Origin of the sequence: Pseudomonas sp. W2Jun17, from assembly GCF_023127795.1 — a bacterium.
Taxonomy (GTDB): domain Bacteria; phylum Pseudomonadota; class Gammaproteobacteria; order Pseudomonadales; family Pseudomonadaceae; genus Aquipseudomonas; species Aquipseudomonas synxantha_A.
Window position 1 is genome coordinate 509,304 of sequence record NZ_SPKO01000025.1, and the last position, 26,484, is coordinate 535,787.

General features: G+C 59.7%; 23 protein-coding genes and 1 pseudogene. 8 read left to right on the top strand and 16 right to left on the bottom strand.

Translation table 11 applies throughout. The features are described from left to right. Positions 1 to 35 precede the first annotated feature (35 nt). From E4O98_RS15975 to E4O98_RS16030, 12 genes are all read right to left on the bottom strand, one after another. Positions 36 to 884 (bottom strand): transporter substrate-binding domain-containing protein, encoded by an 849-nt coding sequence (locus E4O98_RS15975; protein ID WP_078820017.1) that lies wholly within the window; start codon positions 882 to 884, stop codon positions 36 to 38. Further along, on the bottom strand, positions 881 to 1,657 hold the full coding sequence (locus tag E4O98_RS15980; protein ID WP_103734003.1) for an amino acid ABC transporter ATP-binding protein: 777 nt from the start codon (positions 1,655 to 1,657) through the stop codon (positions 881 to 883). The genes E4O98_RS15975 and E4O98_RS15980 overlap by 4 nt, the downstream gene beginning before the upstream one ends. Further along, positions 1,654 to 2,313: an amino acid ABC transporter permease gene (locus tag E4O98_RS15985; protein WP_078820016.1), complete on the bottom strand. Its 660-nt coding sequence runs from the start codon at positions 2,311 to 2,313 to the stop codon at positions 1,654 to 1,656. Before E4O98_RS15985 ends, E4O98_RS15980 begins: the two co-directional genes overlap by 4 nt. Further along, positions 2,294 to 2,959 (bottom strand): amino acid ABC transporter permease, encoded by a 666-nt coding sequence (locus tag E4O98_RS15990; protein WP_103734005.1) that lies wholly within the window; start codon positions 2,957 to 2,959, stop codon positions 2,294 to 2,296. Before E4O98_RS15990 ends, E4O98_RS15985 begins: the two co-directional genes overlap by 20 nt. Positions 2,960 to 3,210: 251 nt before the next feature. After that, the gene (locus E4O98_RS15995; RefSeq protein WP_032878438.1) at positions 3,211 to 3,993 is read right to left on the bottom strand and encodes a MetQ/NlpA family ABC transporter substrate-binding protein; all 783 of its coding nucleotides are present in this window, start codon (positions 3,991 to 3,993) and stop codon (positions 3,211 to 3,213) included. 109 nt (positions 3,994 to 4,102) lie between these two features. After that, positions 4,103 to 5,029, bottom strand: a complete 927-nt coding sequence (locus E4O98_RS16000) for a sigma 54-interacting transcriptional regulator (protein WP_032878439.1) — start codon at positions 5,027 to 5,029, stop codon at positions 4,103 to 4,105. 48 nt (positions 5,030 to 5,077) lie between these two features. Beyond that, positions 5,078 to 5,659 carry an alpha/beta hydrolase gene (locus E4O98_RS16005; protein WP_032878440.1) on the bottom strand — a complete coding sequence of 194 codons (582 nt, stop codon included), beginning with the start codon at positions 5,657 to 5,659 and terminating at the stop codon, positions 5,078 to 5,080. A gap of 240 nt (positions 5,660 to 5,899) precedes the next feature. Beyond that, positions 5,900 to 8,797 (bottom strand): DUF6543 domain-containing protein, encoded by a 2,898-nt coding sequence (locus E4O98_RS16010; protein WP_248135702.1) that lies wholly within the window; start codon positions 8,795 to 8,797, stop codon positions 5,900 to 5,902. 187 nt (positions 8,798 to 8,984) lie between these two features. After that, positions 8,985 to 9,386 (bottom strand): biopolymer transporter ExbD, encoded by a 402-nt coding sequence (locus E4O98_RS16015; RefSeq protein WP_034125467.1) that lies wholly within the window; start codon positions 9,384 to 9,386, stop codon positions 8,985 to 8,987. 1 nt (position 9,387) lies between these two features. Beyond that, positions 9,388 to 10,110, bottom strand: a complete 723-nt coding sequence (locus E4O98_RS16020) for a MotA/TolQ/ExbB proton channel family protein (protein WP_248090774.1) — start codon at positions 10,108 to 10,110, stop codon at positions 9,388 to 9,390. Positions 10,111 to 10,159: 49 nt separating this feature from the next. Continuing rightward, entirely contained in the window at positions 10,160 to 10,975 is an 816-nt protein-coding gene (locus tag E4O98_RS16025) for an energy transducer TonB (protein ID WP_032878443.1), read from the bottom strand. Between the two features lie 234 nt (positions 10,976 to 11,209). Further along, the gene (locus E4O98_RS16030; RefSeq protein ID WP_032881155.1) at positions 11,210 to 12,061 is read right to left on the bottom strand and encodes a LysR substrate-binding domain-containing protein; all 852 of its coding nucleotides are present in this window, start codon (positions 12,059 to 12,061) and stop codon (positions 11,210 to 11,212) included. 106 nt (positions 12,062 to 12,167) lie between these two features. Here E4O98_RS16030 and E4O98_RS16035 point away from each other — a divergent pair, with 106 nt between their 5' ends. Continuing rightward, a complete protein-coding gene (locus E4O98_RS16035; protein ID WP_248135703.1) occupies positions 12,168 to 12,629 on the top strand; it encodes a nucleoside deaminase in 462 nt (153 codons plus the stop codon). Beyond that, a complete protein-coding gene (locus E4O98_RS16040; RefSeq protein ID WP_248135704.1) occupies positions 12,616 to 13,803 on the top strand; it encodes a CynX/NimT family MFS transporter in 1,188 nt (395 codons plus the stop codon). Before E4O98_RS16035 ends, E4O98_RS16040 begins: the two co-directional genes overlap by 14 nt. Here the strand turns inward: E4O98_RS16040 and E4O98_RS16045 are convergent. Next, on the bottom strand, positions 13,774 to 16,089 hold the full coding sequence (locus E4O98_RS16045) for a TonB-dependent receptor (protein ID WP_248135705.1): 2,316 nt from the start codon (positions 16,087 to 16,089) through the stop codon (positions 13,774 to 13,776). The two genes, E4O98_RS16040 and E4O98_RS16045, sit on opposite strands and share 30 nt — an antisense overlap. Positions 16,090 to 16,244: 155 nt before the next feature. On the opposite strand from E4O98_RS16045, the gene E4O98_RS16050 reads away from it, so the two are divergent. The 3 genes and pseudogenes from E4O98_RS16050 (at position 16,245) to E4O98_RS16060 (ending at position 19,444) form a co-directional block, all read left to right on the top strand. Continuing rightward, positions 16,245 to 17,189, top strand: coding sequence for a LysR family transcriptional regulator (locus tag E4O98_RS16050; protein ID WP_032878447.1), 945 nt, complete (start codon positions 16,245 to 16,247; stop codon positions 17,187 to 17,189). Between the two features lie 23 nt (positions 17,190 to 17,212). Beyond that, positions 17,213 to 17,539, top strand: a pseudogene (locus tag E4O98_RS16055) (HIT domain-containing protein); the annotation flags it as partial. A gap of 297 nt (positions 17,540 to 17,836) precedes the next feature. After that, positions 17,837 to 19,444 carry an alkaline phosphatase family protein gene (locus E4O98_RS16060; protein WP_148854247.1) on the top strand — a complete coding sequence of 536 codons (1,608 nt, stop codon included), beginning with the start codon at positions 17,837 to 17,839 and terminating at the stop codon, positions 19,442 to 19,444. 122 nt (positions 19,445 to 19,566) lie between these two features. Here E4O98_RS16060 and E4O98_RS16065 read toward each other — a convergent pair whose 3' ends face one another. Continuing rightward, complete coding sequence (locus E4O98_RS16065) at positions 19,567 to 20,472, bottom strand: TauD/TfdA family dioxygenase (protein WP_057010511.1); 906 nt, start codon at positions 20,470 to 20,472, stop codon at positions 19,567 to 19,569. A 182-nt stretch (positions 20,473 to 20,654) separates the two neighbouring features. Here E4O98_RS16065 and E4O98_RS16070 point away from each other — a divergent pair, with 182 nt between their 5' ends. Beyond that, on the top strand, positions 20,655 to 21,575 hold the full coding sequence (locus tag E4O98_RS16070) for a LysR family transcriptional regulator (RefSeq protein ID WP_248135706.1): 921 nt from the start codon (positions 20,655 to 20,657) through the stop codon (positions 21,573 to 21,575). Between the two features lie 103 nt (positions 21,576 to 21,678). Here the strand turns inward: E4O98_RS16070 and E4O98_RS16075 are convergent, their stop codons facing one another. Next, positions 21,679 to 22,680 carry an ABC transporter substrate-binding protein gene (locus E4O98_RS16075; protein WP_032878452.1) on the bottom strand — a complete coding sequence of 334 codons (1,002 nt, stop codon included), beginning with the start codon at positions 22,678 to 22,680 and terminating at the stop codon, positions 21,679 to 21,681. A gap of 287 nt (positions 22,681 to 22,967) precedes the next feature. Between E4O98_RS16075 and E4O98_RS16080 the strand changes: the two genes are divergently transcribed. Together E4O98_RS16080 and E4O98_RS16085 are read left to right on the top strand one after the other, a co-directional pair. Further along, positions 22,968 to 24,566, top strand: coding sequence for an ABC transporter permease (locus tag E4O98_RS16080; RefSeq protein ID WP_248135707.1), 1,599 nt, complete (start codon positions 22,968 to 22,970; stop codon positions 24,564 to 24,566). Beyond that, positions 24,563 to 25,378, top strand: coding sequence for an ABC transporter ATP-binding protein (locus E4O98_RS16085; RefSeq protein ID WP_103734017.1), 816 nt, complete (start codon positions 24,563 to 24,565; stop codon positions 25,376 to 25,378). Before E4O98_RS16080 ends, E4O98_RS16085 begins: the two co-directional genes overlap by 4 nt. Here the strand turns inward: E4O98_RS16085 and E4O98_RS16090 are convergent. After that, positions 25,365 to 26,435, bottom strand: a complete 1,071-nt coding sequence (locus tag E4O98_RS16090; protein WP_248135708.1) for a fatty acid desaturase — start codon at positions 26,433 to 26,435, stop codon at positions 25,365 to 25,367. The two genes, E4O98_RS16085 and E4O98_RS16090, sit on opposite strands and share 14 nt — an antisense overlap. Positions 26,436 to 26,484: the final 49 nt, after the last annotated feature.

Sequence of the window (26,484 nt, forward strand, 5' to 3'; positions counted from 1 at the left end):
ATGAGGCCGGTGCAGCCAACACAAAAAGTCAGGTTTCAGCCCTGCCACTTCCCGCCTTCAACAATCACACTTTCAGGCTTGGTGTCATCGCTCAGTTCTTTGCGCACATATTGGTCATAGAGCTTGAGCAGGAACTTCTCCTCGCCCAGCTTTGCCAGCTCGGCATTCACCCAGTCGCGCAGTTCGGTATTGCCCTTCTTCACCGCCGGAGCAATCGGTGCTTCATCACCCAGCTTTTCTTCCAGCACACGGTAGCCCGGGTTCTGCTTGGCCCAGCTGAACAGCACCAGGTTGTCCTGGGCATAGGCATCGCCACGCCCGGCCGACAGCGCTTGCAGCGACTCGGAGTTTTTCTCGAACTTGAGCAGCTTCCAGTCCGGGTGGTTTTTGGTCAGCCAGATGTCGGCGGTGGTGCCGGTGGTGACAATGGTGGTGCGAGTGGCCAGGTCATCCAGGCTTTTTACCGTGCTGTCATTCGGTACAAGGGCCTGCACCGCGACTTTCAGGTTGGGGTTGGTAAAGTCCACCGCTTCCTTGCGCTCGGGCGTCACCGTCATGTTGGCGAGAATCAGGTCGACCTTGTCGCTTTGCAGGAACGGAATGCGGCTGGCGGGCTCAACGGCGACAAACTCCACCTTGTTTTCGTCGCCCAACAGGTCCTTGGCGAATTGACGGCCAATGTCAGTATCGAAGCCGACGTAGCGGCCAGCCTCGTCGACAAAGCCAAACGGTGGCTTGTCCGTGAAGACGCCAACGATCAGCTTGTCCCGCGCTTTTATTTTGTCGATGTAGCTGACAGCCGCGGGTTTTACCGGCTCTTCGGCCTTTTTATCGCAACCGGCCAGCACGGCGACGGCAAACAGTGGCAGCAGTAACTTTTTCATATCAGCTCCAGTTCCTTGATCTTTTTGGGCAGTGTTGAAACGAAGGAGAACTTCTCCAGGAACTGCTGCGCGCGTGCGGTCTGCGGGTTCGTAAAGAATGCCTCGGGGGTGTTGTGTTCGAGGATGCGACCGGCCTCCATGAACACCACGCGGTCGGCGACGGCGCGGGCGAAGGCCATTTCGTGTGTGACGATCAGCAGGGTCATGCCATCGCGGGCCAGGCCCTGGATCACTTCCAGCACTTCCTTGACCATCTCCGGGTCAAGAGCCGCCGTGACCTCATCAAAGAGCATGACCTGGGGGTTCATGCACAATGAACGCACGATGGCGATGCGTTGCTGCTGGCCGCCGGAGAGCTGGCGCGGGAACGCGTCGCGCTTGTCGGCCAGGCCCACGCGCTCCAGCAGTTTTTGCGCCTGCTCACGGGCCTCGCGGGGGACACGCTTTTGCACTTTCAGCGGGCCGAGCAGGATGTTGTCGAGCACGCTCATGTGCGGGAACAGGTGGTAGCTCTGGAACACCATGCCGATGTCCTGGCGCACCTGGCGCCAGTCGGTGTTTTTATCCAGCAGCTCAACGCCTGCAAACCGCAGGCTGCCGCTGTGCGCGACTTCCAGCCCATTGAGGCAGCGCAGCAAGGTGCTTTTGCCACAGCCGCTGGGGCCGAGGATCACCACCACCTCGCCGCTTTGCACGCTCAAGTCGATGCCCTTGAGCACCTGTGCCTGGCCAAAGAATTTGTTGAAACCCTGGAACTCGATCAATGCGCTCATGCGTGGGCCCAGCGCCGTTCCAGCACCTTGGAGGCGGCCGACAACGGGTAGCAGATAAAGAAGAAAAACAGGAACAGCGCGCCGTAGATCAATACCGACTCGTAGGTACGCTCGATGATTTGCTGGCCGACCTTGATCACATCCACCACGCCAATCAGCACCGCAAGGGAACTGGTCTTGATGATGCGCGTGTAGACGTTGATGGTCGGCGGCGTCATGCGTTTAAGGGCCTGGGGCAGCAGCACGTAGCCGTACAACTGCGGGTCGGACAGGCCAATCGACAAGCCCGCTTCACGCTGGCCACGCGGCAGCGAATGCAATGCACCGCGCACCACCTCGCCGACTTCGCTGGCGCCCCATAGCGACAACACCAGCACCGCGCACCAGAAGCTCGGCAGGCTCACACCAAAGAAAATCGGCAGGCCGAAAAACAGCAGGTACAACCACACCAGCACCGGAATCGCCCGGAACAGCTCCAGGTAGATGCGCAGCACACCGTTGATCACCTTGTTATTCAAGGTGCGCAGCACGCCATACAGCACGCCGCCGACCGTACTGAAAGCGATGCTCAAAAACGAAATCGACAGGGTTTGCGCAGCGCCTTTGCCCAGTTGTGGCAACGACACCCACAGCAACTCAAGACCCGAACTGGCCATGCTGGAGCCTCCTTTCCAAACGGCTGAGCAGCAACGACAACGGCAAAAACAGCAGCACGCAAATCAGCGTCAGCACGGTGAGCATCTCGTAGGTCTTGTAGTAGAGGGCGATGTAGCTCTTGGTGGTGTAGAGAATCTCCGGCACCGCCACCGCGGAAACCACCGTGGTTTCCTTGAGCAGAAAGATGAAATTGGCGAACAGCGCCGGCAGGCTGAGGATGCCGGCCTGGGGCAGAATCACATGGCGCAACAGCTGCCAGTCGGACAGGCCAATGGACTTGCCCGACTCGATCTGCGCCAGCGGCACCGCTTCCACACCGGCGCGCAACACTTCAGTGAGGTAGGCGCCGCCGAGAAAGGTCATGGTGATGATTGCCGCCCAGAACCCGGAGATATTCAAACCCAGGGCCGGCAGTGCGAAGTAGACGAAAAACAGTTGGATCAACAGCGGCGTGTTCCGCGCCAGCTCCACATACAGCGCTACCAGCCGTGACAGGTACGGCGTGCGAAACACCAACAAGGCTGCATTGATCAGCGCCACCAGCAAGGAGGTGCCGATGGCGATCAGGCCCACTTGCAGGGTTACGCCCACCGCTTGCAGGAACGCCGGCAAGGTGCTGAGGATAAAAGCGAAATCGAAGGTCATGTGCAGTCCATATCGCCGCATGGGTAATGCTGCGAGCGCAATCCGTTCCGGCGTGGATAACGTCGGGTAGCGCGAACTTTAAAGGTATAAAAAGCAAAATTTAAATACCGAAATAGCATATTGATATCACCCAAAAAACTAACCTTCGCCAGGGCGATCAATGTGGGAGGGGCAAGCCCCCTCCCACAAAAAAAACGCCGACGCTGTAGTAGCCGTCGGCGTTGAAACCTTGAAGGGGGTTTTGAGTTACATCAGAACGCCGGCACGACTGCGCCGTTGTACTTCTTCTCGATGAAAGCTTTGACTTCCGGGCTGGTCAGGGCCTTGGACAGTTTCTGGATAGCGTCGCTGTCCTTGTTGTCCGGGCGCGCTACCAGGAAGTTCACGTAAGGGGATTTGGCATCTTCGATGATCAACGCGTCCTTGGCCGGGTTCAGGCCGGCTTCCAGGGCGTAGTTGGTGTTGATCACATCCAGATCAACCTGATCCAGCACGCGTGGCAGCAGGGCCGATTCCAGCTCTTTGAATTTGAGGTTTTTCGGGTTGTCCTTGATGTCTTTTGGCGTGGACAACGCGTTGGTCGGGTCTTTCAGGGTGATCAGCCCGTTCTTCTGCAGTAGCAACAGGGCGCGTCCACTGTTGGAGCCTTCGTTCGGGATGGCCACGGTCGCGCCGTCTTTCAGATCTTCAATTTTCTTGATCTTTTTCGAGTAGCCGCCGATGGGTTCAACATGCACACCGACTACCGTGACCAGGTTGGTGCCCTTGCCCTTGTTGAAGTTTTCCAGGTACGGCAGGGTCTGGAAGTAGTTGGCGTCCAAGCGCTTCTCAGCGACTTGCACGTTTGGCTGCACGTAATCGGTGAAGACTTTGATCTGCAGGTCCACGCCTTCCTTGGCCAGGGTCGGCTTGATCAACTCCAGGATCTCAGCGTGCGGAATCGGCGTGGCCGCTACCACCAGCTTTTCGTTGGCCTGGGCGAAGCCGGCAGTCAGGGCAGCCGCCAGGGCGGTAAACAACAGAACCTTTTTCATGCAGTGTCCTTTTCTAACGACCATTTTTTATGTGAGGTGCCAGCGAAATGCTATCGCGGCGTAGGAAGGACAATACCTAGATTTTTTATTCCCGAACAATATCTTTTATTCACGTTGATATTCCATTTTGTTCATACAGGAAGGTACGCAGCGATTCGCGCTCGGTCGCACTGGCGCTGGCAAAAATTCGTCGCACTTGCTCCAGCGGCGAACCTGCCACCGGCAGGTTCAAATGCTCGGGCAAGATTTCATCGCCACTGCTCACCAGCAAGGCAAAGTGAATGACGTTTTCCAGTTCGCGGGTATTGCCCGGCCAGGTGTGACGCTCCAGTACCTGCTGAGCGGCGTCGCTGATAAGCGGCACCGGCAGGTCCAGGCGCTGGCTGTAGATGCCGAGGAAATACTCGGCCAGGGACAAAATATCCCCCACCCGCTCGCGCAACGCCGGCAGGTCCAGCCGGCCTTCGCTCAAGTAATGAAACAGGCGCTCGTGAAACTTGCCAACGGCCACAGCCTGGGCCAGGTCGATGCTGGTAGCGGCCACCAGACGTACGTCTACCGGGCTGGGTTGATGGGCACCGACGCGGGTGACCTCATGATTTTCCAGGGCCGCGAGCAATTTCACCTGGATCGGCAACGGCAAGTCACCAATCTCATCCAGGTACAAGGTGCCGCCGTTGGCAGAGCCAAACCAGCCAGCCCGACTGCTCGCTGCGCCGCTGTGGCTGCCGGCAGCATAGCCAAACAACTCGGCATCCGCATAGGTAGGACTGATGGCGCCACAGTTGACCGAGACAAACAGGCCAGTACGGTCACTGCCACGGTGGATGTGTCGCGCCAGCAGTTCTTTACCACTGCCGGTTTCACCGCGGATCAATACGGGTAAGGCGCGCGGCGCAAGGCTTTCCAATTCTTCACGCAGTTGGCGTGAGCGTGGGTCGACGAACACCAACGCCTTGGCGCGGATGCTCAGTGGGCTCTTTTCGGCATCGGGAAAGGTCAGCAAAGGCTGGCCGTAGGTTTCATGCAAACTCATGGCAGGCTCCCGCCCCAATCCACTCAGGGACGGGGCGTTGAAAAAATATCAGGCACTACGCCGAGCATGGTGCTCGAGGCGGCTCTGCAGGCGATAGAGATAGGCGAAACCCTGCTCCCAGCGGCGGTGGCCGGACTTCACATTGATATGCCCGGCGCCGGACAAAATGCCGGCTTCGGCCCCCCATTGACGCGCCAACTCCAGAGCCCGGGGCGCGCTGACGGCGCTATCGTTGTCGGAGCTGACCACCTGGCTGGGAAACGGCAGCAGGTCGGTGGGAATTGGTGCGAAGTTACGCAGGGCGGGGGCACAGGCTGCGCGCTCGACATCGGCTGGGGCTACCAGCAAGGCGCCGCGAACCTGACGCAAGAAATGCACGGGGGCAGTGGCCGCCCAATGAGCCACGGTGATGCATCCCAGGCTATGGGCAATCAGGATTACCGGTGTGCTGTCGGCGGCAATCGCCTCAGCCAGTGCAGCTACCCAATCCTCTCGACGCGGCGTCAGCCAATCGGCCTGCTCCACGCGAGCGCTGTTGGGCAGGCTGTGCTGCCAATGGGTTTGCCAATGATCTTCTGGCGATCCTTGCCAGCCCGGCACGATCAGATAACGAATCGACTCGCTGTGCATGGGTGTGCCCTCCTGCAGCTTTTAACGTTGCTGACCAGTATAGGGGCGCCCCAACAATCAAATAAGGAATAAAAAGGAATTTATTAATAACCAAAAACTCATCACATCATTTATTCGAATCCCACTCCCTTCCACATTCCTGGAAACCCAACCATTGTGCCCCCCGACGCCATGGCATCGGGGGCCGGTAATGTTGAGTTGGATAACCCAATGCTCAACGACCGCTACCGCTATACCGACTCAACGAGAATGATGCATAGAGTGCTCCGAGCCGATATCGACCCCAAATTTACGATTCATGGGCATATAGAAATCGCGTACTTCCATGTACTTTTTTCCGAAATCTTCGGGCAAAAGAAGACGCGCATTCAAAAGTTCAGTCATGTCATCAACAAACGGGAAAAAACCATATTCCTCTTGCGCCACTACATCACCAAACATTCTCGGCCCGGTAACCTCGAAGATTTTTGTTTCGTACTCTTTATAGGCTTGCCGTTCTATGTCTGTCGAACCTTCTCTTAAAAACGGACGATTATTGTTAAACCACGACTCGTTGGCTTTGAACCGCTGATATGACTCCTCCAGAATCTTGTCAAATAATGGATTGTCCGCATGGCTTGCGAAATTACTTGTATTGAAACCATTGAAATCCGCTCCCTCATAAGTAATGGGCGAGTTCATCAATAGATCACTTGGTGTGGCTTTCAGCGTGACATCCCCCACGTTGAAGGTCAGCGTGTCATCCGTATCCAGGTATATTCCACCGTGCTTCTTTATCAGTGCAACGCGCATCACATCCGATGAAGCCGCTAAATTTTGCCCTTGACCTGATCTAAAATACTGATACATCTCTCCATATTTACTTGACGTTAGCTCTCGAAAAGCTTCATCCTCTTTCAGATCATGCACCTCCAGCCCACCCACTTTGTGATCCAGAGCAGATTTTATTTTCTGAAACGCGCTCCCGCTGTTTGCATCCACGTGAACAACAGACTTGTAACCCGGGCTTTTCCTGGCGTTCTCAATAATGTTCTGGATTAAATGCTCCGGCATTTCATTGCCAGCCCAAAAATAATGAATGACTTTGGGCACTTCTGTCGTACCGGACGGCAGCGACGGCAACCGTGGTAACTTAAGCGTTTTATTTATAATTGATGGAGGTACGCTCTTATTCCCTTCGATCGCTTCGGTTTTAGTACCACCTAACCATCTTCCTCGGCCATTACGCCAATAGAATATATCATTCACTTGACCATCTTCGTTGAGCCCACGCCAGAGGCGTGCCTCAACGTCATAAGTGACTTTAGTACCGTACTGCCCGACAAAAACCATGTAGTCCTGAGAAAACATTCGCTGCACGTCGTCCATGGGGACCGTGAACTCATCGAGGATAACGGGAGGCGTAGTAGGCCCCATTGGGTAGCCGATATGCCCATTGACCCGTCGTGGGGGATTGAAGAATGGACGCTCCTGTTCAGCAACTTGAGTGGGCGCCTGCGCTGCTGCATCAACCCCTGCTGTAACGCCCCCGTTGGCCATTCTCTCTGTCATCGCTTTCGCCAGCGGCGCCCCCGCATGGGTGACCAAGGGCGGTATCGCGTTCAGTACTCCAAATACAATCCGGTCAGAACCAGTGGCCTTTCCTTTGACGGCATCATCAATACCGATACCTGTTTGAGTGGCTCCGGCTGCCATGAAAAAAACATCCAAGCCTATCGCTACTTCCGGCATGACCAATGCCAGAGGCGTCATGAACATGGCAACCTTCGTGGCCTCTTCCACACCTTGCAAGACTTTGTTCTTGGTGTAGTCACCATCGCTGACGATCGCGTTTTCTGCATCCGAATAAGACCGCGCCTTTTGCCGGACCTTGACCGCTTCAAAAGGGTCGCTGCGCAAAGGCTCAACCGAGATAAAGCGATCGGGCACCCAGCCGTTGATCCTTGCAAGGAAGCCGTTGCCAGATACTTGCGCATTGGACCAATGTGCCATCCCGTCCAAGGATTGACGCACACCGTCTGCCAACAGCTTTTGGGCCTGGTCCTTGAGGGAAAAATGCGTCAGCAGTGATTCAAGTTTCACAGGATCAGTGGCTTGCTTAGCCAGCCAGATATTCATTTGCTGTGGGTTATCGAAACGATGTATCGGCGAGGAGTTACCAGGGATGTAAAGCAAGGTCAGCTGGGTTTTGCGATCGGTCACACACATCAAGTCGGTTGACTGCAGGCCATTGATGCTCAGCAACCCGATATCCAGGTTCGGATCCTTGACGGCAGGTGCTGAAAAGTCCTGAACCGTCAGCTCGGACCATTGCTTTTGCGCAACAGGCCCCAACGCCCTCTGGGCGAGTGCCGCCTCGACTGGGCCAAGCGTGCCTTCCAAGCGCTGTAGGTTGATCGCTTTAACAAAGGATATTTTACTCAATGAAGCATAGGAACTACTGTGCTTGTCCCAAAACCCGTCAAGGGTGTTCTTGTAAAGTTTGGTTCGGTCTGTATCCCAGACCAAGGCTTTGAAGTCTTCAACAGGAATGGACACTTGAGTGTCTGCACTATACAGCGCAGAACCTGGGGAACTCGGCTCTCGGTAAATAGCTTGTCGACTGTGTGCTTCCTGCACCCAACCGTCAACTTTATTGTAAATATAAACTGCCGGCGAAAAATACTTGGCAATCTTTACAAACCAGCCCTCATTATCCTCAATCGTTACATCTTGTCTGTTTTTCAACGCCGCTTGTGTCAGCGTTATTTTTTCCACAACATCTTTATCATCTTTACCATTATCTTTAAACGTAACCAGATACGTTTTATCAGGATCAACGTCGACGCCCCAATGTTGTTTTATTTTCGCCGAGAGTATCGTCGAAATTTCTTTCTCGGGAGAAATGTAGTCAAAAGAGTGTGTGCTGATATAAGCATCTATTTCAGGGTTTGGTTTCAACACCGGCGCCCCGGCCTTTGGCGCTTTACTCTCTCGATAATCAGCGCGACTTAATGATTTTTTGGGAAGCGGATGCTGCACACCCGGCCTATCAGGCCGCGAATAAATCCTTGCAGTGGGGGTTTCTTCGAGCTGAGGGGGAGTTGATTGTGGGTTAACAAATGCACTTACCGAATGAATAGGAAAGCGTACGTTCATGCAACTTCTCCATTAGTTAAATTTCTCCATGCGCCGACTAGAGTAATCATACTGTTGTGAATTGCACGCCCAGAAATATTCAAATACGTGAAAATTCTTTTCCTCTATAAACACTGTAACCACAAAATAAAAAAAGGCCGCACCCTGCCAAGGAAACGGCCTAAAAAACGTGTCGCGGCGGATGAAACTAACGTGCGGTAATCACCGACAATTTGGTAATCCCCGCACGTTCAATCGACGCCATGGCGCGTGCCACTTCGCCGTAGTTCACTCCATCGTCAGCCTGCAATTGCACCCGCACATCGGGGTCCTTGGCCTTGGCCGCCTGCAGGTTGAATTCCAGCAGGTCCGGCTGGATTTCGTCCTTGTTGATAAACAGTTTGCCGGCGCCGTCGATGCTCACCACCAGCGGGTCTTTCTGCTCGACAGGCGCCACGGCCTGGGTCTTGGGCAGGTTGATCGGGATCGAGTTGGTCAACAACGGCGCGGTGACGATAAACACCACCAGCAGCACCAGCATCACGTCCACCAGCGGCGTGACGTTGATCTCGCTCAGCACCTCATCACTGTCTTGCGTGGAGAAGGCCATGTCAGGACGCCTCCTTCACTTTTTGCGGGCTGGCGGCGCTGGCTTTGGTCAGTGTCGGGTGCAACAGCACGCGGAATGAGTTCTTCTGCGCCAGGCTGTAGAAGTCGTGGGCAAAGTCATCCAGGTCTGCCGCTGTCAGCTTCAGGCGGCGCAGGAAATAGTTGTAGACAAGCACCGCAGGCACCGCGACGGCGATCCCCACACCGGTCGCGACCAACGCCGCACCAATCGGCCCCGCCACGGTTTCCAGGCTGGCGGACCCGGCGGCGCTGATCCCCTTCAGCGCTTCCATGATGCCCCACACGGTGCCAAACAGGCCGATGAACGGCGAGGTGCTGCCGATACTGGCGACCACAGCCAGGCCGGTCTCCAGGGAGCGGCGCTCGCGCACGATTTGCTGGCGCAGGGCGCGTTCGAGGCGGTCCTGATGATTGATCGCCTGGCTTAGATCCGCAGCGTGAGGGGTATCGCCCACCTGGATTGCGCCATAGCCGGCCTGGGCCACGCGCGCGGCGGCGCCGGGCTGGGTTTCGGCGAGTTCGGCGGCTGAATCGAGGCTCGATGCCGCCCAGAACTGTTTGTGAAACTTGCGATCCTGAGCCTTGAGGCGACCGAACTGCACGCCCTTGAGCAACGCCAGTCCCCAGGTGGCGACCGAAAAGATCACCAGCAGCCAGATCACCGCGCTTTCGATGGATTCAAGTGGAGACGCTAATGCCATGATGTTTTCCCTCTTGTGCAGGTCGCGGCGTGTGCACACCGCGGCCGAATAATTAATGAATCTTGAAGTCGATCGGTACGCTGACCCAGCCGTCCTGGGCCACATCCCCCTGCTTGGCCGGTACGAAGCTCCAGCGCTTTACGGCGGCCAGTGCGGCGTCATCGAGCTGCTGGCGCCCGCTGCTTTTCTGCACCTGAATCTCACCCGGTTTACCGCTGGCCAGCACATGCACCCTTAACAACACCGTGCCTTCCCAACCGCGTCGCTGAGCCAGTGACGGGTACTCCGGTGCCGGGTTTTTCAGGTACGCGGCGTTGGCCGAAGCCGGCGTCACCGGCGCTGGCGCTCGCGCCGCAGGTGCGGGCGGAGCAGGTGGGGCTGGCGTCGGTGGCGCAGGCGGCTGCTCGACGGCTTTGGGGGCCGGCTTGGGCTCAGGTTTCGGCGCGGGCTTGGGCTTGGGTTTCACAATAGGTTTGGGCGGCGCCGGCTTGGCCGCCAACTCATCCACCACCGGCGGTGGCTCGACCACAGGCGACGGCGGTGGTGGCGGTACAGGCGGTGGCGGTTCAACCACCGGCGGCGCCGGCTGGGAAAATTCGATGGTCATCGGCGGAATTTCCGGCGGCACAATCGGCAGCACCGGCGTGGGTTTCTGGCTCACCCAATAGATCACAGCGCCGTGCAGCGCCAACACCAGCAACCCGAGCAAAATCCCTTCGCGGCGGCTGGAAAAACGCTTCGGGGTCTTCTGCAGGCGCAATTGCCCCAACGGCGCGCGATGCGGCCGGCCAAGGTCGACCAACTCACCACTCGGTGCCTGGCGCCATTGCGCCTCGGGTGCACTGGCGGCGGTCTGGACATTGCCCATTGATTCACTCCCTACGGTTTTGAAAAACCGACGGGCCAGCGTGCAGCCCCGTCGAGGGCTGAATCATCGGGGCCAGACACTTATCTCTTAAAGTAATCTTTAAAGTTATATATAGAACAAAAACGCATAAATGAAACAACCGCTGACGTCAAAGCCACGTGACTCGGGGCCTGGCGCCAGACCCTTGTTTTTCAATGCTTTAAAGGCATACAAAATATTCAGCAAAGGTATGGCTCAGTGCGGGTTTCCACTGCACAACGCCAGCAATTCTCCCAACAAACTCTGGCCCGCTGCGCCCAAACCACTGCGGCCATACAGGGCCAATCGCACACCATGAACAGGCGGCAGGCCACTCTCTGGGCCGAGTATGCAATGGCCCGGTTGCAACACCCGCTCCGGCAACAGGCTGATGCCCAAGCCTGCCGCCACCGCTGAACACACGCTGGCCAGGCTGGCGCTGGAGTAGCCGATGCGCCAACGCCAGCCGGCCCGCTCAAGATGGTGAAGCATGTCGTTGCGGTACAAGCCGCCCACCGGGAAAGCCACCAGCGGCAGCGGATCGCGGCCCAGCGCTGGGGTGCTCAGGCTGTCGACCCAATACAAGGGCTCCGGCCACGACGCCACACAGTCGTCGCTGTCGCCCATCTGCTTGACCAGCAACACATCGAACTCACCGCCCCGGTACTGGCGCTGCAATTCAGGGCCCAGACCGCTGGTGACTTCCAGCCGCACCCGTGGATACGCCACGACAAACGCTGAAAGCAGCGGCATCAGGCGCTCGGCGGCAAAGTCCTCCGGCACGCCAAGGCGTAACACACCGTCGCTCTGCTGGTTGATCAGCACGTCAGCGGCTTCTTCGTGCAGTGCGAGAATGCGGCGCGCATACGCGAGCAGACGCTCACCCTCGGCGGTAGCCACCACGCGGCGCTGGTCGCGGTCCAGTAACTGACAAGCCACTGCGTCTTCCAGCCGGCGGATCTGCTGGCTGACAGTGGACTGGGTCAAATGCAGGCGCTCGGCGGCGCGGGTGAAATTGCCGCAGTCCACCACGGCGACAAAACTGCGCAACAACACGGGATCGAACAACGTCATCACCATTGCGTTTGCCACTGATTGGCATGTTTATATTTAATTTCAGCATACCCCGGTGGCTGACCATACTTCACCTTTCATCGCGCCCGGGGGGGCTTGTATGACCAACGATCAACCACACCTGCAACGCGCTATCGCCTTGGCCCGCGCCAACGTTGCCCAAGGCGGCCGACCCTTCGGCGCGGTGCTGACGCGCAACGGTGAAGTGCTGGTGGAAGCCGTGAATGAGATCCACCTGACCCAGGACCCCACCGCCCACGCCGAGCTGCTGGCGATCCGCGCAGCGAGCCGGCTGCTGGGTGCACGCCTGGACGGCTGCGTGATCTACGCCAGCGGCCAGCCTTGCCCGATGTGCCTGAGCGCCATGTACCTGTGCGGTGTAGAACGGGTGGTGTTTGCCGCCAGCAACGAAATGGCCGAGCCGTTCGGCCTGTCGACCGCAGCCATTAGCCAACAGGTCGGCTTGCCCATCGGTGCGCAACGCCTGCCCATCCAGCACCTGCCCGACCCAGCAATGACTGCGCTGTATCACCAGTGGAAAACCCTGCATGACCCTGAATAAATCCCTTGCCGGCTGGGGCCTGCTGCTGGTGCTCGGCCTGAACCTGCGCCCCATCCTCAGCTCCATCAGCCCGTTGCTCGGCGAGATTCGCCAGGCCACCGGGCTGAGCTTCCAGAGCAGCGCCTTGCTCACCAGCCTGCCGGTGATCTGCATGGGGTTGGTGGCACTGGTCGGCGTGCGCGTGGAGGCTCGCTTGGGCGAACGTCGCGGCATCGCCCTGGGCTTGTTGATGATTTTGCTGGCGTGCCTGGCGCGTTGGTTGATGGGCCAGGCTTCGGCGCTGTTGGTTACCGCACTGCTCGGCGGCGCGGGCGTGGCGCTGATCCAGGCGCTGGTGCCCGCGATGATCAAGCGCGAATTTCATCACCGCGTGCCTGTGGCGATGGGCGTGTATTCGGCCTCGCTGATGGCCGGGGGTGGGCTGGCGGCGCTGCTTAGCCCTGTGGCGGCCCTGCATTTCCAGCAATGGCAGGCAGGCCTGGGGGTGTGGTTATTGCCGGCGCTGGGGGCATTGCTGCTATGGGCCTGGCTGCCGCTGGGTGCCGCGCGAAATCCACAACAGGCACCTGCGTTCAAAGGGTTGCGCAACCGGCGTGCCTGGCTGCTGGCGCTGTATTTCGGCCTGGTCAATTGTGGCTACATGAGCATGGTCGCGTGGCTGCCCGCCTACTATCAGCAACTGGGTTGGGGCGTGCTGCCCAGCGGCTCGTTGCTGGCGTTCATGACCATCTTCCAGGTGATCGCCGCATTGCTGATGCCAGTGCTGGCACAACGTGGGATTGATCGGCGCCCGTTGCTGAGCATCAGCCTGCTGGCGCAAACCATCGGCTACCTCGGCCTGCTGATGGCGCCACAGCAATTCCCGCACCTGTGGGTGGCGCTGATCGGCTTCGGCCTGGGCGCGTGTTTCGCCCTGAGCCTGCTGCTGACCCTCGACCACCACCGCGACCCACGCCAAGCCGGGCAACTGGCAGCATTCGTGCAAGGCGTAGGCTTTCTGATCAATGCACTTTCGCCGTGGCTGACCGGCGCGCTGCGCGAGCTCACCGGCAACTTTGTCAGCGCCTGGGTGGTGCTGACAGTGACGGTGATGGCGATGCTGCTGGTGACGCGGGTGTTCAGTCCGGCCACCTATCGCACCGACCTAGAAGTCGTAGCGCCCAGTCACGCCTAGGGTGCGCGGCGTGCCCAACAGGCCCTCGTAACCGCCGTTACCGCCGGTCCACAGGGTGGTGTAGTAGGTTTTGTCGAAGGCGTTTTTCAGCCACAGCGACACGTCCCACTGCCCCTGCTCATAGTCACCGCGCAGGCCGGTGGACAGGTTGACCACCGCATACGCCGGGATCTGCCCGTAGTCGGAATCTTCCACCGTGCCCACCGCCTTGGAACGGAACGCGTAGCTGGCGGTTACGTAGGGTTCCAAACCGTTAGCCAGGTTCCATTTGTATTCGCCGTTGGCATTGGCGATCCACTTGGACGCGCCCACCACTTGATGGCCCGTGAGGTCGCAGGACGCCGGAGCACCAGGGCGCAGGCTGGTTTCCGGCGGGCACGGTGCATCCTTGTACGACAGGTAGCTCACGTCGTTGAACGAGCCGTTGATATTCAGGGTCAGGCCCTTGATCGGCACCAGGGTGCTTTCCACTTCCACGCCTCGCGAGCGCATGGAACCGGCGTTGGTCAGGTATTGCACGCGGTTGTCCTGGTCGTAGGCGTTGGTCTGGTAGCCGTTGACCTGGGTCCAGAACAGGTTGGCGTTGAGTTGCAGGCGGCGGTCCCACAACGTGCTCTTGAAACCCAGCTCGGCGTTGTTGGCGCGCTCGGTGCCGATCAGTAACGAGTCGGCCCCGGCCGTGGGCGCAGACCCTACCGCCAGGTTGACCCCACCAGACTTCTCGCCATGGGACAGCGTCGCGTAGCCCAGCAGGTTGTCATTGAAGTGATAACTGAGGTTGAGCAGCCCCGAAGGGGTGGCGCTGTACTGCGTCAGGTCGCCCGAGTCATACGCCCCGGTGCGCCCCCGCCGTGCAGTGGCCCCCGCACCGCTCACCGCAGCACCGCCCAGCGGCGCATTGCGCGTGACCCAGGCGCTTTTTTCTTCGTAGGTGCCGCGCAGGCCGGCGGTGAAATCCAGGCGCTCGGTGAGGTGCCAGGTGCCTTGGGCGAACAGGGCAAAACTGTCGGTGCGGATATGCCCGTTGCCGACGCTGCTCACATTGCTCAAAGCGCCGTTCGGCGTGCCGTTCCAGATATCGGCCTTGGGGCCGTAATAAGCGAAGGATTTGTTGTCCAGGTCGGAGCCGAAGTAATAGGCGCCGAGCACGTAATCGAAGAAGCCGCCGGTAGGCGATGCCAGGCGAAACTCCTGGGACCACTGCTTATCTTCCACTGAGACCCCGGCGTTATACGACGCCGGTACGTTGAGGCCGTCATCATTGCGTGGGGTGAAATTCCACCAGCGATAGGAGCTCACCGACGTCAGGGTGAAGTCACTAGGCAGCGTCCAGTTGGCCTCCAGCGAGGTACCACCCTGGAACACGGTGACATGCTGGTCGTTGTCCAGGTTGACCTTGCGATGGGTGCCATCCACCAGGGTCGCCCCCGCTGCGTTGGCCCGGGATTGATACAGGTTGGTGCCATTGATGGTCGGCCCGGTGCTGTACAGCACGCGGGTGCCGGCGCTGGAATCCTCTTCGTTGTAATCACCGATCCAGCGCAGGTTGAACGCCTCGTTGGGCTTGTACAACAGTTGCCCGCGAAAGCCCTGGCGCGAACCGCCGTTAAGCTCATGGCCGTCGTGCTCGTTCTTGATGTCGCCGTCGCTGCGGGTGCGATAGGCCGAGAAACGCCCCGCCAGGTCCTCGGTGAGTGGGCCGGAGATCGTGCCCTTGGTCTGGAAATAACCGTCCTCGCCCAGAGAGGTTTCGATGCTGCGCTCCGGGGTAAAGCTCGGTGCGCGGGTGCTGATGTTGATGACCCCGGCGGTGGTGTTCTTGCCGAACAACGTCCCTTGCGGGCCACGCAGTACTTCAAGCTGCTCGATGTCCATCAGGTCGAACACCGCCATGCCCGGGCGCCCGAGATAGACGTTGTCGATGTACAACCCCACGCTGCCTTCCAGGCCATCGCTGGCCGGGTTGTTGCCCAGGCCGCGAATCGACACGCTGGACTGGCGCGCGTGCATGTAGGCGACGTTGACGCTGGGCACCAGTTGCTGCAAATCCTGGATGCGGTACACCCGCTGGGTTTCCAGCGCCTGGCCGCCGACCACGCTCATGGGCGTTGGCACGGCCTGGGCACTTTCGGTACGCCGCCGGGCCGTCACGGTGACGGTTTCCAGTTGGCCACTGGCGCTTTCGCCCTTGCCGGCAGGCGCGGGTGTTTCAGCGGCCTGGGAAGGCGACCAACTGCTGCTACCGGCCACCAGCATCGCCAGCGGCAAGGACTTGAACAGACTCATAAGCGGCTCCAGAACCCGGAGATATCCGTCGCCAGATATTCCTAAAGGTTATTTATTTATGTTTTTACGAACATTTACTGCATAAGAGATAGCATTTATAAGGAGTCGACCTAATGCATAGCCAATGCATTTCCCGGATATTTTTGATGTGAAAAATGCATATCGATTTGCGCCAGCTTCGCCACTTCATCGCCCTCGCCGAGCAACGCAGTTTTGTCGCGGCAGCCTTGGCCGTGAACCTGTCGCAGTCGGCGTTCAGTCGCAGCATCCAGGCCCTTGAACACAGCGCCGGCTGCCAGCTGGTAGACCGTGGCCGCAAGGACCTGGCGCCCACCAAGCAAGGTCAGGTACTGCTCGAACATGCCCGGCGCCTGGTCAGCGGCGCCCAGCAATTGGCCAACGAAATCAGCCAGTTCAACGGCCTGGAAGCCGGCGAGCTGCGCTTCGGCTGCGGCCCGGCCCCGGCAGGTGGGTTGATCCCGCGCGCCATCGGCAGTTTTATCGGGCGCTACCCCAAGGCCCGCGTGCAGTTCCAGGTGGATGACTGGCAAAGCCTGGGCAAACGCCTGCTCAGCGAAGAGTTCGAATTCTTCGTCGCCGACACTCGCCACTTCGAAGCCAACCCCGACTACCACACCCACCGCCTGCGCGCCCGTCGCTGGTATTTCTGCTGCCGCGCCGGCCACCCCCTGGCCGGCCGCGAAAGCATCCGCGCCGATGAACTGATGAGTTATCCGCTGGCGGTCACCATTCGCCCGCCGAACCTGCGCAAGGTCATCGCCGACCTCAGCGGCCGGCCCGATTACCAACCCAATGTGGAGTGCGAAAACGGCTATAGCCTGATGGGCGTGGTGCTGCGCTCGGATGCCATCGGCATCGTCAGCGCCAACAGCGATGTGCTGCACATGGCGCGGGGCGAGCTGGTGTGTTTGAAGATCGATGGCCTGGATGAAAACCTGGAGGAGCGTTACACCCGCTACGGGATTGTCAGCCGTGCGGGGTATCGATTGTCGCCGTTGGCGGAGGCGATGATTGAGCAGATCAAGGAGATTGATGAGAGGGACGAGGATGCTTATGCGTTGGAAAATATTGCGGTCTGAGTCAGTGGTGAACGGAGGCCCGCCACCTCCTATGGGAAGACCAGACTCACATAGCCTTTCTCTCCATATTTCCCAACACGCCGGGGTTCAGTGTCGTTATCCCCAAAACCCATCACGGCAGCTACGCGTTTGCCGAACCGGACACCGCGCTGTGTGACTTGGTCATCGCAGCCAAGAAGACGGCGCAGCTTTTGGACGAAGCGCTAAAAGGTGTGGCTAGAACGGGCATGATTCTGGAGGGTTACGGCGTCGATCATCTGCACGCCAAATTATTCCCGATGCACGGGACCGGGGAAGACGATAAAGAGCTGGCAGAGCTGGCTGCTCACATCAGGTCCTTCGCCGAGTAAGCCCGCTCCCACAGGCTGATCGTGGGGCGTCAGGTAGATGAGTGTCGGCTGGCTAGCCGCCATCGCAGGCAAGCCAGCTCCCACAATTTGATCGCGGAGTGTCAGGTAGATGGGCGTCGGCTGGCGGGCCGGCTTCCCCATTTGAAATGCATTCCCCTGTGGGAGCTGGCTTGCCTGCGATGGCGCCAGCAGCCACACCCATGCATTCCCTGCATAAAATCCAGACCTCAAATGCACTTGCCAGCACACCCTGCGAACGGCGAAAAAACGCTCCTGTCCTTCGTCCGGTAAACCTCCATGTCCAAACCCCAACCCGTGCGCAACGTGCTCTACATCATGTGCGACCAACTGCGTCGCGACTATCTGTCGTGCTACGGCCATGCTCATCTGCAGACGCCGAATATCGACCGCCTGGCCGCTGCCGGTGTGCGTTTCAGTCGGGCCTATACACAAGGCACCATCTGCGGGCCGTCGCGCATGTCGGCCTATACCGGGCGTTACGTCAGCAGCCATCAGGTGGCGTGGAACGCCGTACCGCTGCCGCTGGAAGAGCTGACGATTGGCGACTACCTGCGCCCCCACGGCATCCGCACCGCGCTGGTGGGCAAGACCCACGCCACGCCGAACGTGGAGGCGTTACAACGCCTGCATATCGACCCCGACAGCGCCCAGGCCGAGCCGCTCAATGAGGTGGGCTTTGATGCGTACCTGCGCCACGACGGCATCTACCCCGACAGCCCGCTGTTCGACGACAAACGCGAGTCCGCGCCTTACACCCATTACCTGCGCGAGCAGGGCTACGGTGGTCGCAACCCCTGGCATGACTGGGCCAATGCGGCCCAAGGTGAAGACGGTGAAGTGCTCAGCGGCTGGCACATGCGCAATGCCGGCAAACCTGCGCGGGTGGCCGAACAACATTCGGAGACCGTCTACACCACCGACCGCGCCATCGACTTTATCGGCGAGCAGGGGCAGCAGCCATGGTGCCTGCACCTGTCGTACATCAAGCCGCACTGGCCCTACATTGCCCCGGCGCCGTACCACGCGCTGTATGGCGCCGAGCATATCCAGGCGCCGATTCAACCTGAACACACCAGCGATCACCCGGTGTACCAGGCGTTTCGCCAACACCAGGAGAGCCTGAATTTTTCCAGGGATGAAGTGCGCCTGACGGTGATTCCCACGTACATGGGCCTGATCAAACAGATCGACGATCAACTCGGGCGGCTGTTTGATTTCATGCAAAGCACTGGCCGCTGGGACGACACGCTGATCGTGTTTACCAGCGACCATGGTGACTTCCTCGGCGATCATTACCTCGGTGAAAAAGAGTTTTTGCTGGAGCCTGCGGTGGGTGTTCCCTTGATCGTGCGCGACCCACGGGCCAGTGCCGATGTCAGCCGTGACAGCGTGGACGCACGCCTGGTGGAAACCATCGACGCCCTGCCCACTTTCCTCGACGCTCTGGGCCTGCCCGCAGCCGACCATCGCCTCGAAGGCCGCTCGCTGATCCCGCTGTTGCACGGCGAGCAACCCACCTGGCGCCACTACGCCATTGCCGAATACGACTACGCCTTCCAGGCCCCGGCTCGGGAACGCCTGGCGCAGCCCATCGACCGTTGCCGCATGACCATGGTGCGCAGCGAACGCTGGAAGTACCTGGCCTATGACGGCTTTCGCCCGCAGCTGTTCGACCTGGAAAACGACCCGCAGGAAATCCACGACCTGGGCAGCGATCCCGCCTATGCCCAGGTGCGCGAGACTCACTTGGGTTATCTGTTCGAATGGCTGCGTGGGTTGAAGCGGCGTACCACCATCAGCCACACCGAGATCGAAGTGCGCGGGCAATGGTTTCGCTATGGTGAGCCGGAGGCGGAAAAAGTGGTGCAAATTGGGGTCTGGTAAACGCCACAAATCCAATGTGGGAGGGGGCTTGCTCCCGATAGCGGAGTGTCAGTCACAGCATTTTTGACTGGCCCACTGCTATCGGGAGCAAGCCCCCTCCCACATTTTGATCTCCAACTGGTTTAGAGACCTTTGGTGGTCTGGCTGCGCTGCCCCTGCACACCCACCGGCACATCACCCTTGAGCGTGACCCGGCGCACGATGCGCTCTTGGGTGCCATAGTCGTCCACCGCGTAATGCTGGGTGGCACGGTTATCCCAGATCGCCACGTCACCGGTATTCCAGCGCCAGCGCACGGTGTTTTCCAGGCGGGTGACGTGGCCTTGCAGCAGGTTGAACAGTTGCGCCGACTCCGCCTGGGAATAGCCTTTCAGGCGCTTGACGAAGTGCCCCAGCAGCAGGGTTTTCTCACCGCTGACCGGGTGCACACGCACCACCGGGTGTTCGGTTTCGTACACCGTGGAAGTGAAGACCTTGCGGTATTCCTCGAGCTTCTCCACCGCCACATCCGGCTTGCGTGCGGCGTAGTCGTATTCGTTGCTGTGCACCGCCCATAGGTGGTCAGCCAACGCACGCAGCTCGACGCTGAGGTCGTTGTAAGCGGCGGCGGTATTGGCCCAGACGGTGTCGCCGCCGGACGCTGGCGCCAGCACCGAACGCAGGATCGAAGCTTTCGGGTAGGCATCGACGAAAGTCACGTCGGTGTGCCAGGAGTTGGCGCGCTGACCACGGGTGCCATCCAATTCCATCAGAAAGCGCGTGCCGTCGCGCACCGGCACCGTAGGGTGTGCAATCGGCTCACCAAGCAGGTGGGCGAAGGCTTCCTGGCTCTGGTCATCGAGATGGGTTTGTTCGCGGAAGAAGATGACCTTGTACTGCACCAGTGCCTGCTGGATGGCCTCAACGGTGGCGGCATCCAGGTCACCAGACAGTTTGATGCCACGGATCTCGGCGCCGATACGACCGGCCACCGGGTGGATGTCGAGCGCGTGGGCGATGGGTTGAACAGCTAATGCGGCGTTGCTCATTGTGATGACCCTCATGTGCCTGCTGATGGTGGAGATGCTTTCCAGCAACGCTCTATCCATATGCATTTTAGATCTAGCAAATGAATCAATGCTTCGTTGACGGAATAAGAGCTTGCATTTAAAACCTCAGCTTGCTCGGTCGCAAATGCCTTCGACCTATTTTTAAAATGCCGGGAAAGCATATGGATCTTCGCCAACTGCGCTACTTCATCGCCCTCAACGAACACCGCAGTTTCGTGCGTGCGGCGGACGCCATGGGCATCACCCAACCAGCGTTCAGCCGCAGCATCCAAGGGCTGGAACAGGAGTTTGGTTGCGTGCTGGTAGACCGCGGCCACAAGGACCTGCGCCCTACGCCGGAAGGCCAGGTGGTGTTGCAGCACGCCCTGAGCCTGGTGCACGGCGCAGCGCTGCTGAGCAGTGAAGTGACGCGCATGACCAAGCTCGACGCCGGCGACCTGCGCTTCGGCTGCGGCCCCGCGCCAGCGGTGAAGTTGGTGCCGGATGCGGTGGCGCGATTTATCAACGCCCACCCGAAAATCCGCACGAGTTTCCAGGTGGACAACTGGGAAACCCTCAGCCGCAGCCTGAGCCGTGAAGAGATCGAATTCTTTATCGCCGACATCCGTCAGTTCGAGGCCGACCCGAATTTCCAGACCCGCGCACTGACACCCAAGCGCGGCGTCTTTTTCTGCCGCCCCGGGCACCCGTTGCTGGCCAAGGACAGCCTGTCGACCAACGATATGTTCGACTATCCGCTGGCCGCGCCGCTGATCTCCCAGGGTATTCGCAAACTGCTGGCGAACCTGAGTGGGCGCATGGATTTTTCCCCGAGCATCCACACCGAGCACTTCCCGGCGCTGGTGAAGATTGTGCTGCAATCCAACGCCATCGGCGTCGGCACCGAGGAAGCGTTCGCCGAGGATGTGGCCAGCGGTTCGCTGGTGCTGCTGCACTGGCGCAACCTGCCGCAGCACATGGATACCCTGAGCGCACGCTGCGGGATCGTCAGCCGCACGGGGTCGCGGTTGTCGCCAGCGGCGAAGGCGATGATCGAGACGTTGGTGGAGGTGGATAGCCAGCAGGTAAGTGTGGCGGTTTGAAGGGCCTCATCGCGGGCAAGCCAGCTCCCACATTGAGCGGTGAACACATTCAAGTGTGGGAGCTGGCTTGCCTGCGATAGCGATAGCCCAGGCACCGACAAGCTCAGAGCCCCGCCGCCACCAAACCCGGCGCCACCCAATCGCTCACCTGAAACGACTTGCGAATCAGCTTCTCCTTCGAGGCCAAATCCACCGCATCCTGCAATTTGCCCAGGAACACCGGGTCCAGGGTCGAGGGGAAAATCTCACTGAGTTTCTGGTCTTTCAAATCATTGGTCAGGATCACCGGCGGGTAACTGGCCAACCCCGACACCAGCGCGATGTAAGCCTGCTTATTGTTGTCATCGGTCAACCACTGCACTGCTTGCTGCTGGGCCTTGAGCAGCTTGGCCACAGCATCTGGGTGTTCGTCGACAAACTTGGCGCTGCCCACCAGCACGGCCTGGATGCTGCCGGCATCGCCCAGGTCCTTCGTGGTCAGCGGTATTTCTGCCAAGCCTTTGGCCTGCAACGCCGTGAGAGTGGAACCGCCCCAGGTTGCGTCAATCTGCTTGGCGGCCAGCGCAGCGCTGGCGGCATTGAAGTCCAGGTTGATGACCTTCAGGTCCTTCTCACTCAAGCCCTGGCTGGCCAATGCGCTGTCGAACGACAACTGGCTGGCCGTGCCGCGAAACACCGCCACGCGCCTACCCTTGAGGTCTTGCAGGGTCTTGATGCCTGAACCCGGCACCACACCGAGGTAGTGCTTGACCCCACGTGCGGTGGCGCTGAGCAGCCGCGTATCCAGGCCATTGGAACGGCCGATGATTGCCGCCAGGTCGCCCAGATAGGCGAGGTCCACCTGGCCGTTGGCGAAGGCTTCATTGATCACAGGGCCCGCGCCTTTGAAGTAATTCCACTGGATCTTGATGCCTTGGTCGGCAAAGGCTTTTTCATAGATTTGCTGTTCACGCAAAACGTCGGTGATGCCGCCGCCACTGTGCTGGCTGCCGGCACTGAGGTCGGGCACGGCGATGCGAATTTCCTTGAGGTCCGCGGCATGCACCAGCCCGGCCAGGGCGGTACCGGCGAACAGGCTGATCAGACGTTTGAAGGGCAGTTTCATAAGCGCAGCTCCTGGTGGGCGACGGTCGCCTGGGGAGCAAAAAATAGGCACAGCACGAACAAAACTTTAAATACTATAAATGCACAATTTAATAGCTTTTTGGACTATGCGAGCGAATACACAGGCTCCAGAGCGGTATGCATGAACAGCATCGAAAATATTCTTCGAATGCATTGGATGCGTGGAGAGCTGAGGCTTTAAATGATTTCTCTTATCTCGCAATCATCTTGATTACGTTTTTATAAGATCGAAATCACATAATGCATTTGGCGACACGGAGGTCTTCCATGGCCCGGATTTCACTTTTGAGCCTACCTCTGGTGGCCCCGTCCAACGGTAGAGTGCCGCGTTGGCCGCAGCTGTGTCAGCGCCTGTTGGCGTGGCTGCTGCCGTTCACGTTGTTTGCCCTATGGTGGTTGGCCAGTCGCAATCACTGGATGAGCGAACAGATTCTGCCCGCCCCCACCCTGGTGTGGAGCAGCGCAGTGGAGTTGGCCGGTGGCGAGTTATGGAGCCATCTTGCGATCAGCTTGCAGCGCCTGTTCTGGGGCCTGCTGGCCGGTATCGGCGTGGGCGCGATACTCGGCGCAGTCCTGGGTTTCAGCGCCCGCGCCGAGCGTTTGGTATTCCCCACGTTCAGCGCGCTGTCGCAGGTACCGACCTTGGCGTGGATTCCGCTGTTCATGGTGTTTTTCGGCATTGGCGAAACCTTGAAACTGGTGGTGCTGGTCAAGGCCATTGTGGTGCCCGTAACTCTGCACACCCTGGTGGGCGTGCGCGACGCCCAACCCAACCTGCGCGAAGCCGCCCGCGTGTTGCGCCTGCCCACCCACTTGCTGATCCGCCGCCTGATCCTGCCCGCTGCGCTACCGGCGTTCATGGCCGGGGTACGCCTGGCCCTGGCGGCGGGCTGGACGTCGTTGCTGGCCGTGGAGTTGCTGGCCTCCAGCGAAGGCATTGGCTACCTGATGGTGTGGGCGCGCCAGTTGTTCATGCTCGATATTGTCTTTGTGTGCATCGTGGTCATCGGCGTGCTGGGTGTGGTGATGGACCGCGGCATCGGTTGGCTGGATCGCAAGTGGGTGCACTGGCCCCATCCGGCTACAGCGCAGATCCGCCGCGGGCCACGCTATGAAGGCTGGCAACGCTTGCAACCGTGGCTGTTGCCGCTGCTATTGCTGGCGTTGTGGCAAGTGGCAACGCAACAGGGTTGGGTCGACCCGAACATTCTGGTCAGCCCCCAAGCGGTGCTGCAAACCACCGTGGCGGGTGTGCTGGATGGCAGCCTGACCACGGCGCTGGGCAAAAGCCTCGGCCGGGCCGTGGGTGGCTTGCTGCTCGGCGGCAGCCTGGGCTTTGCCGTGGGCTTGTGGCTGGGGCTGTCGCGGCGCAGTGAGCGGGTACTTGGCCCGACCCTGGCCGCGCTGCGCCAGATCGCGATTTTCGCCTGGGTGCCGCTGCTCACTGCCTGGTTCGGCCTGGGTGAACTGGCCAAGTGGGTGTTTATCGCCCTCGCCGCGTTCTTCCCGTTATTCATCGCCACTCAGCGCAGCGTGCTCAACCTGTCGCCGCAACTGCGCGAAGCCGCGCAAGTGCTGCGCCTGAGCCTGTGGCAACGTCTGCGTCGCCTGGTACTGCCGGGGGCCGCGGCGGGGATTTTCGCCGGCCTGCGCCTGAGCCTGATCTACGCCTGGATGGGCACCATCGGCGCGGAATATTTCATGCCCTCGGACGGCGGCATCGGCAGCCTGATGATCGGCGCCCAACAGCTGCTGCGCATGGACCTGATCATGAGCGGCATGCTCCTGGTCGGCCTCACCGGCGCCGCCCTCAACCTGATCGGCCAACGCATCGAAACCCGTGCCACCCGCTGGAGACACGCATGAACGCACCGATTGTCAGCTTCAACCATGTGGGCAAAAGCTTCGATGTCGACGGCTTCGAACTGGAAGCCATCCGCGAATTCAACCTGCAGATTGCCGAAGGGGAATTTGTCGCGATTGTCGGCGCCAGCGGTTGCGGCAAGTCCACCCTGCTGCGTCTGCTGGTGGGGCTCGACACGCAATATCGCGGCGAGATCCAGGTTGATGGCAAGGCCGTCAGCGGTATCGGTGGCGAGCGCGGTATCGTGTTCCAGGAGCACCGCCTGTTTCCCTGGCTGACCGTGGCGCAGAACATCGGCCTGGGCCTGGTCAACGAGCCGCTGAACGAGGCCGAGCGCAACCGGCGCATCCGTGACTTTATCGAGCTGGTGGGCCTCACCGATTTCACGCGTGCCTACCCGCATCAACTCTCCGGCGGCATGGCGCAACGGGTGGCGATCGCTCGTGGCCTGGTAGCCAGCCCACGCATCCTGTTGCTGGACGAACCCTTCGGCGCCCTCGACGCACTGACCCGCCAGCAGATGCAGGACGAACTCCTGGCAATTCGCGCCCGCGCCAGGATCACCACGGTACTGGTCACCCATGATGTGGAAGAGGCGATTTTCCTCGCCGACCGCGTGGTGGTGATGGAACCCCGGCCGGGGCGCATCAAGCAGGTGGTGGACATCACCCTGCCCCATCCGCGCCAGCGCAGCAGCTTTGAATTCCACCAACTGCGCGAACAATTGCTGCATGAACTGATCAGTGACGACCACTACCAGCCGCCGGTGCGCGAACAGATCCGCGATTTGCCCCTGGCGTTCATTGCTTGCTGAAGGCGAGTTTGACGCCCGGCTGCTCCTGGCGCTCAAACCGATTGGCCCGGGCGAAGGTGCCGAAATCATTGAAGCGCACGCCCATCTGGGCCATGACCTTATGCGCCACCTTGACGGTCATCTGGCGAATGTAGAACGGCTCCTTCACCACAAAGTGATGGATGCCATGGGTGCTGCCGAAGTTGAAGCAGAACGCCTGCAACGGCCACAGCCACCAGGGGTTCAATACCTGGGTCTGCTGGATCACGTTGCCCAGTTCCACATCGCCGTAGTAGTGCATGTTGGAGCTGACAAAGTGCAGGCAGAACGTACGCAATACGTTGGGGCCGATGATCACCACTGCAGCGATGTCGATCACCTGCATCATCTGCAAGGTGCCGGCCGACCACATGATCGGCGCGCCCAACAGGCTGGCGATGCCGTTGGCGGCATGAAAGCCCAGGAAGACGTACCAGGCGCCCCAATGCAGCAGTGCCAGCGGGGCATACACCAGCACCACGCGCTTGAGGATGCTGAACTTGTGTGCCCAGGTCTTGGCCCGCAGCATTCGGATCAAGGCTGACATCATGTTGTCCCCCACCATCAGCAGCCGCGCAACCCCCCAGGGCTCGCCGTTGGTAATGGCGCGCTCTTCCATATCGGCCTCCGTGCCGGAGACCTTGTGATGGTTGAGGTGCAAATGCCGGCGTATCCACGGGTTGATCGTGCTTGGCCGTGCCAGCCATACCAGGCCCATCATCAGGTTGTGGGGCAGGCGCTGCTTGCGAAAGTACATGCTGTGGATCAGGTCGTGCTCCAACTCGTGGGTCAGTGAAGCAAAGAACGCATTGAGCAGCAGGCACGCCCACCAGGCCAGGTGACCGCTGATATAGAGCGCCGCCGAGCCGAGCATGCCCAACAAGGCAAACGCCAGGATGCCCACGCCCAGGGCGTCCTGATGCAGCAGCCAGGGATGGCGCTGGCGCAATCGGGCGCCCTCGGCCAGCACCACCTCACGGATATGCGCTGAACGTTGTTGTGCGTTCATCTGTTGGGGACTTGCAGAAGTACCGTCCATGCTTCCATCCTCTTGTACATTGATGTGTCCATCCTGCCCTAAGCGATCG

Bases quoted from the DNA above. Each gene is read 5' to 3' on its own strand.
- E4O98_RS16015 (WP_034125467.1), bottom strand. From the start codon at position 9,386: ATGGCCTTCTCCACGCAAGACAGTGATGAGGTGCTGAGCGAGATCAAC.
- E4O98_RS16045 (WP_248135705.1), bottom strand. From the start codon at position 16,089: ATGAGTCTGTTCAAGTCCTTGCCGCTGGCGATGCTGGTGGCCGGTAGC.
- E4O98_RS15995 (WP_032878438.1), bottom strand. From the start codon at position 3,993: ATGAAAAAGGTTCTGTTGTTTACCGCCCTGGCGGCTGCCCTGACTGCC.
- E4O98_RS16000 (WP_032878439.1), bottom strand. From the start codon at position 5,029: ATGAGTTTGCATGAAACCTACGGCCAGCCTTTGCTGACCTTTCCCGAT.
- E4O98_RS15990 (WP_103734005.1), bottom strand. From the start codon at position 2,959: ATGACCTTCGATTTCGCTTTTATCCTCAGCACCTTGCCGGCGTTCCTG.
- E4O98_RS16075 (WP_032878452.1), bottom strand. From the start codon at position 22,680: ATGAAACTGCCCTTCAAACGTCTGATCAGCCTGTTCGCCGGTACCGCC.
- E4O98_RS16040 (WP_248135704.1), top strand. From the start codon at position 12,616: ATGACCCTGAATAAATCCCTTGCCGGCTGGGGCCTGCTGCTGGTGCTC.
- E4O98_RS16070 (WP_248135706.1), top strand. From the start codon at position 20,655: ATGGATCTTCGCCAACTGCGCTACTTCATCGCCCTCAACGAACACCGC.
- E4O98_RS16050 (WP_032878447.1), top strand. From the start codon at position 16,245: ATGCATATCGATTTGCGCCAGCTTCGCCACTTCATCGCCCTCGCCGAG.
- E4O98_RS16035 (WP_248135703.1), top strand. From the start codon at position 12,168: ATGACCAACGATCAACCACACCTGCAACGCGCTATCGCCTTGGCCCGC.
- E4O98_RS16060 (WP_148854247.1), top strand. From the start codon at position 17,837: ATGTCCAAACCCCAACCCGTGCGCAACGTGCTCTACATCATGTGCGAC.
- E4O98_RS15980 (WP_103734003.1), bottom strand. From the start codon at position 1,657: ATGAGCGCATTGATCGAGTTCCAGGGTTTCAACAAATTCTTTGGCCAG.
- E4O98_RS16065 (WP_057010511.1), bottom strand. From the start codon at position 20,472: ATGAGCAACGCCGCATTAGCTGTTCAACCCATCGCCCACGCGCTCGAC.
- E4O98_RS16085 (WP_103734017.1), top strand. From the start codon at position 24,563: ATGAACGCACCGATTGTCAGCTTCAACCATGTGGGCAAAAGCTTCGAT.
- E4O98_RS16025 (WP_032878443.1), bottom strand. From the start codon at position 10,975: ATGGGCAATGTCCAGACCGCCGCCAGTGCACCCGAGGCGCAATGGCGC.
- E4O98_RS16090 (WP_248135708.1), bottom strand. From the start codon at position 26,435: ATGGACGGTACTTCTGCAAGTCCCCAACAGATGAACGCACAACAACGT.
- E4O98_RS15985 (WP_078820016.1), bottom strand. From the start codon at position 2,313: ATGGCCAGTTCGGGTCTTGAGTTGCTGTGGGTGTCGTTGCCACAACTG.
- E4O98_RS15975 (WP_078820017.1), bottom strand. From the start codon at position 884: ATGAAAAAGTTACTGCTGCCACTGTTTGCCGTCGCCGTGCTGGCCGGT.
- E4O98_RS16080 (WP_248135707.1), top strand. From the start codon at position 22,968: ATGGCCCGGATTTCACTTTTGAGCCTACCTCTGGTGGCCCCGTCCAAC.
- E4O98_RS16010 (WP_248135702.1), bottom strand. From the start codon at position 8,797: ATGAACGTACGCTTTCCTATTCATTCGGTAAGTGCATTTGTTAACCCA.
- E4O98_RS16005 (WP_032878440.1), bottom strand. From the start codon at position 5,659: ATGCACAGCGAGTCGATTCGTTATCTGATCGTGCCGGGCTGGCAAGGA.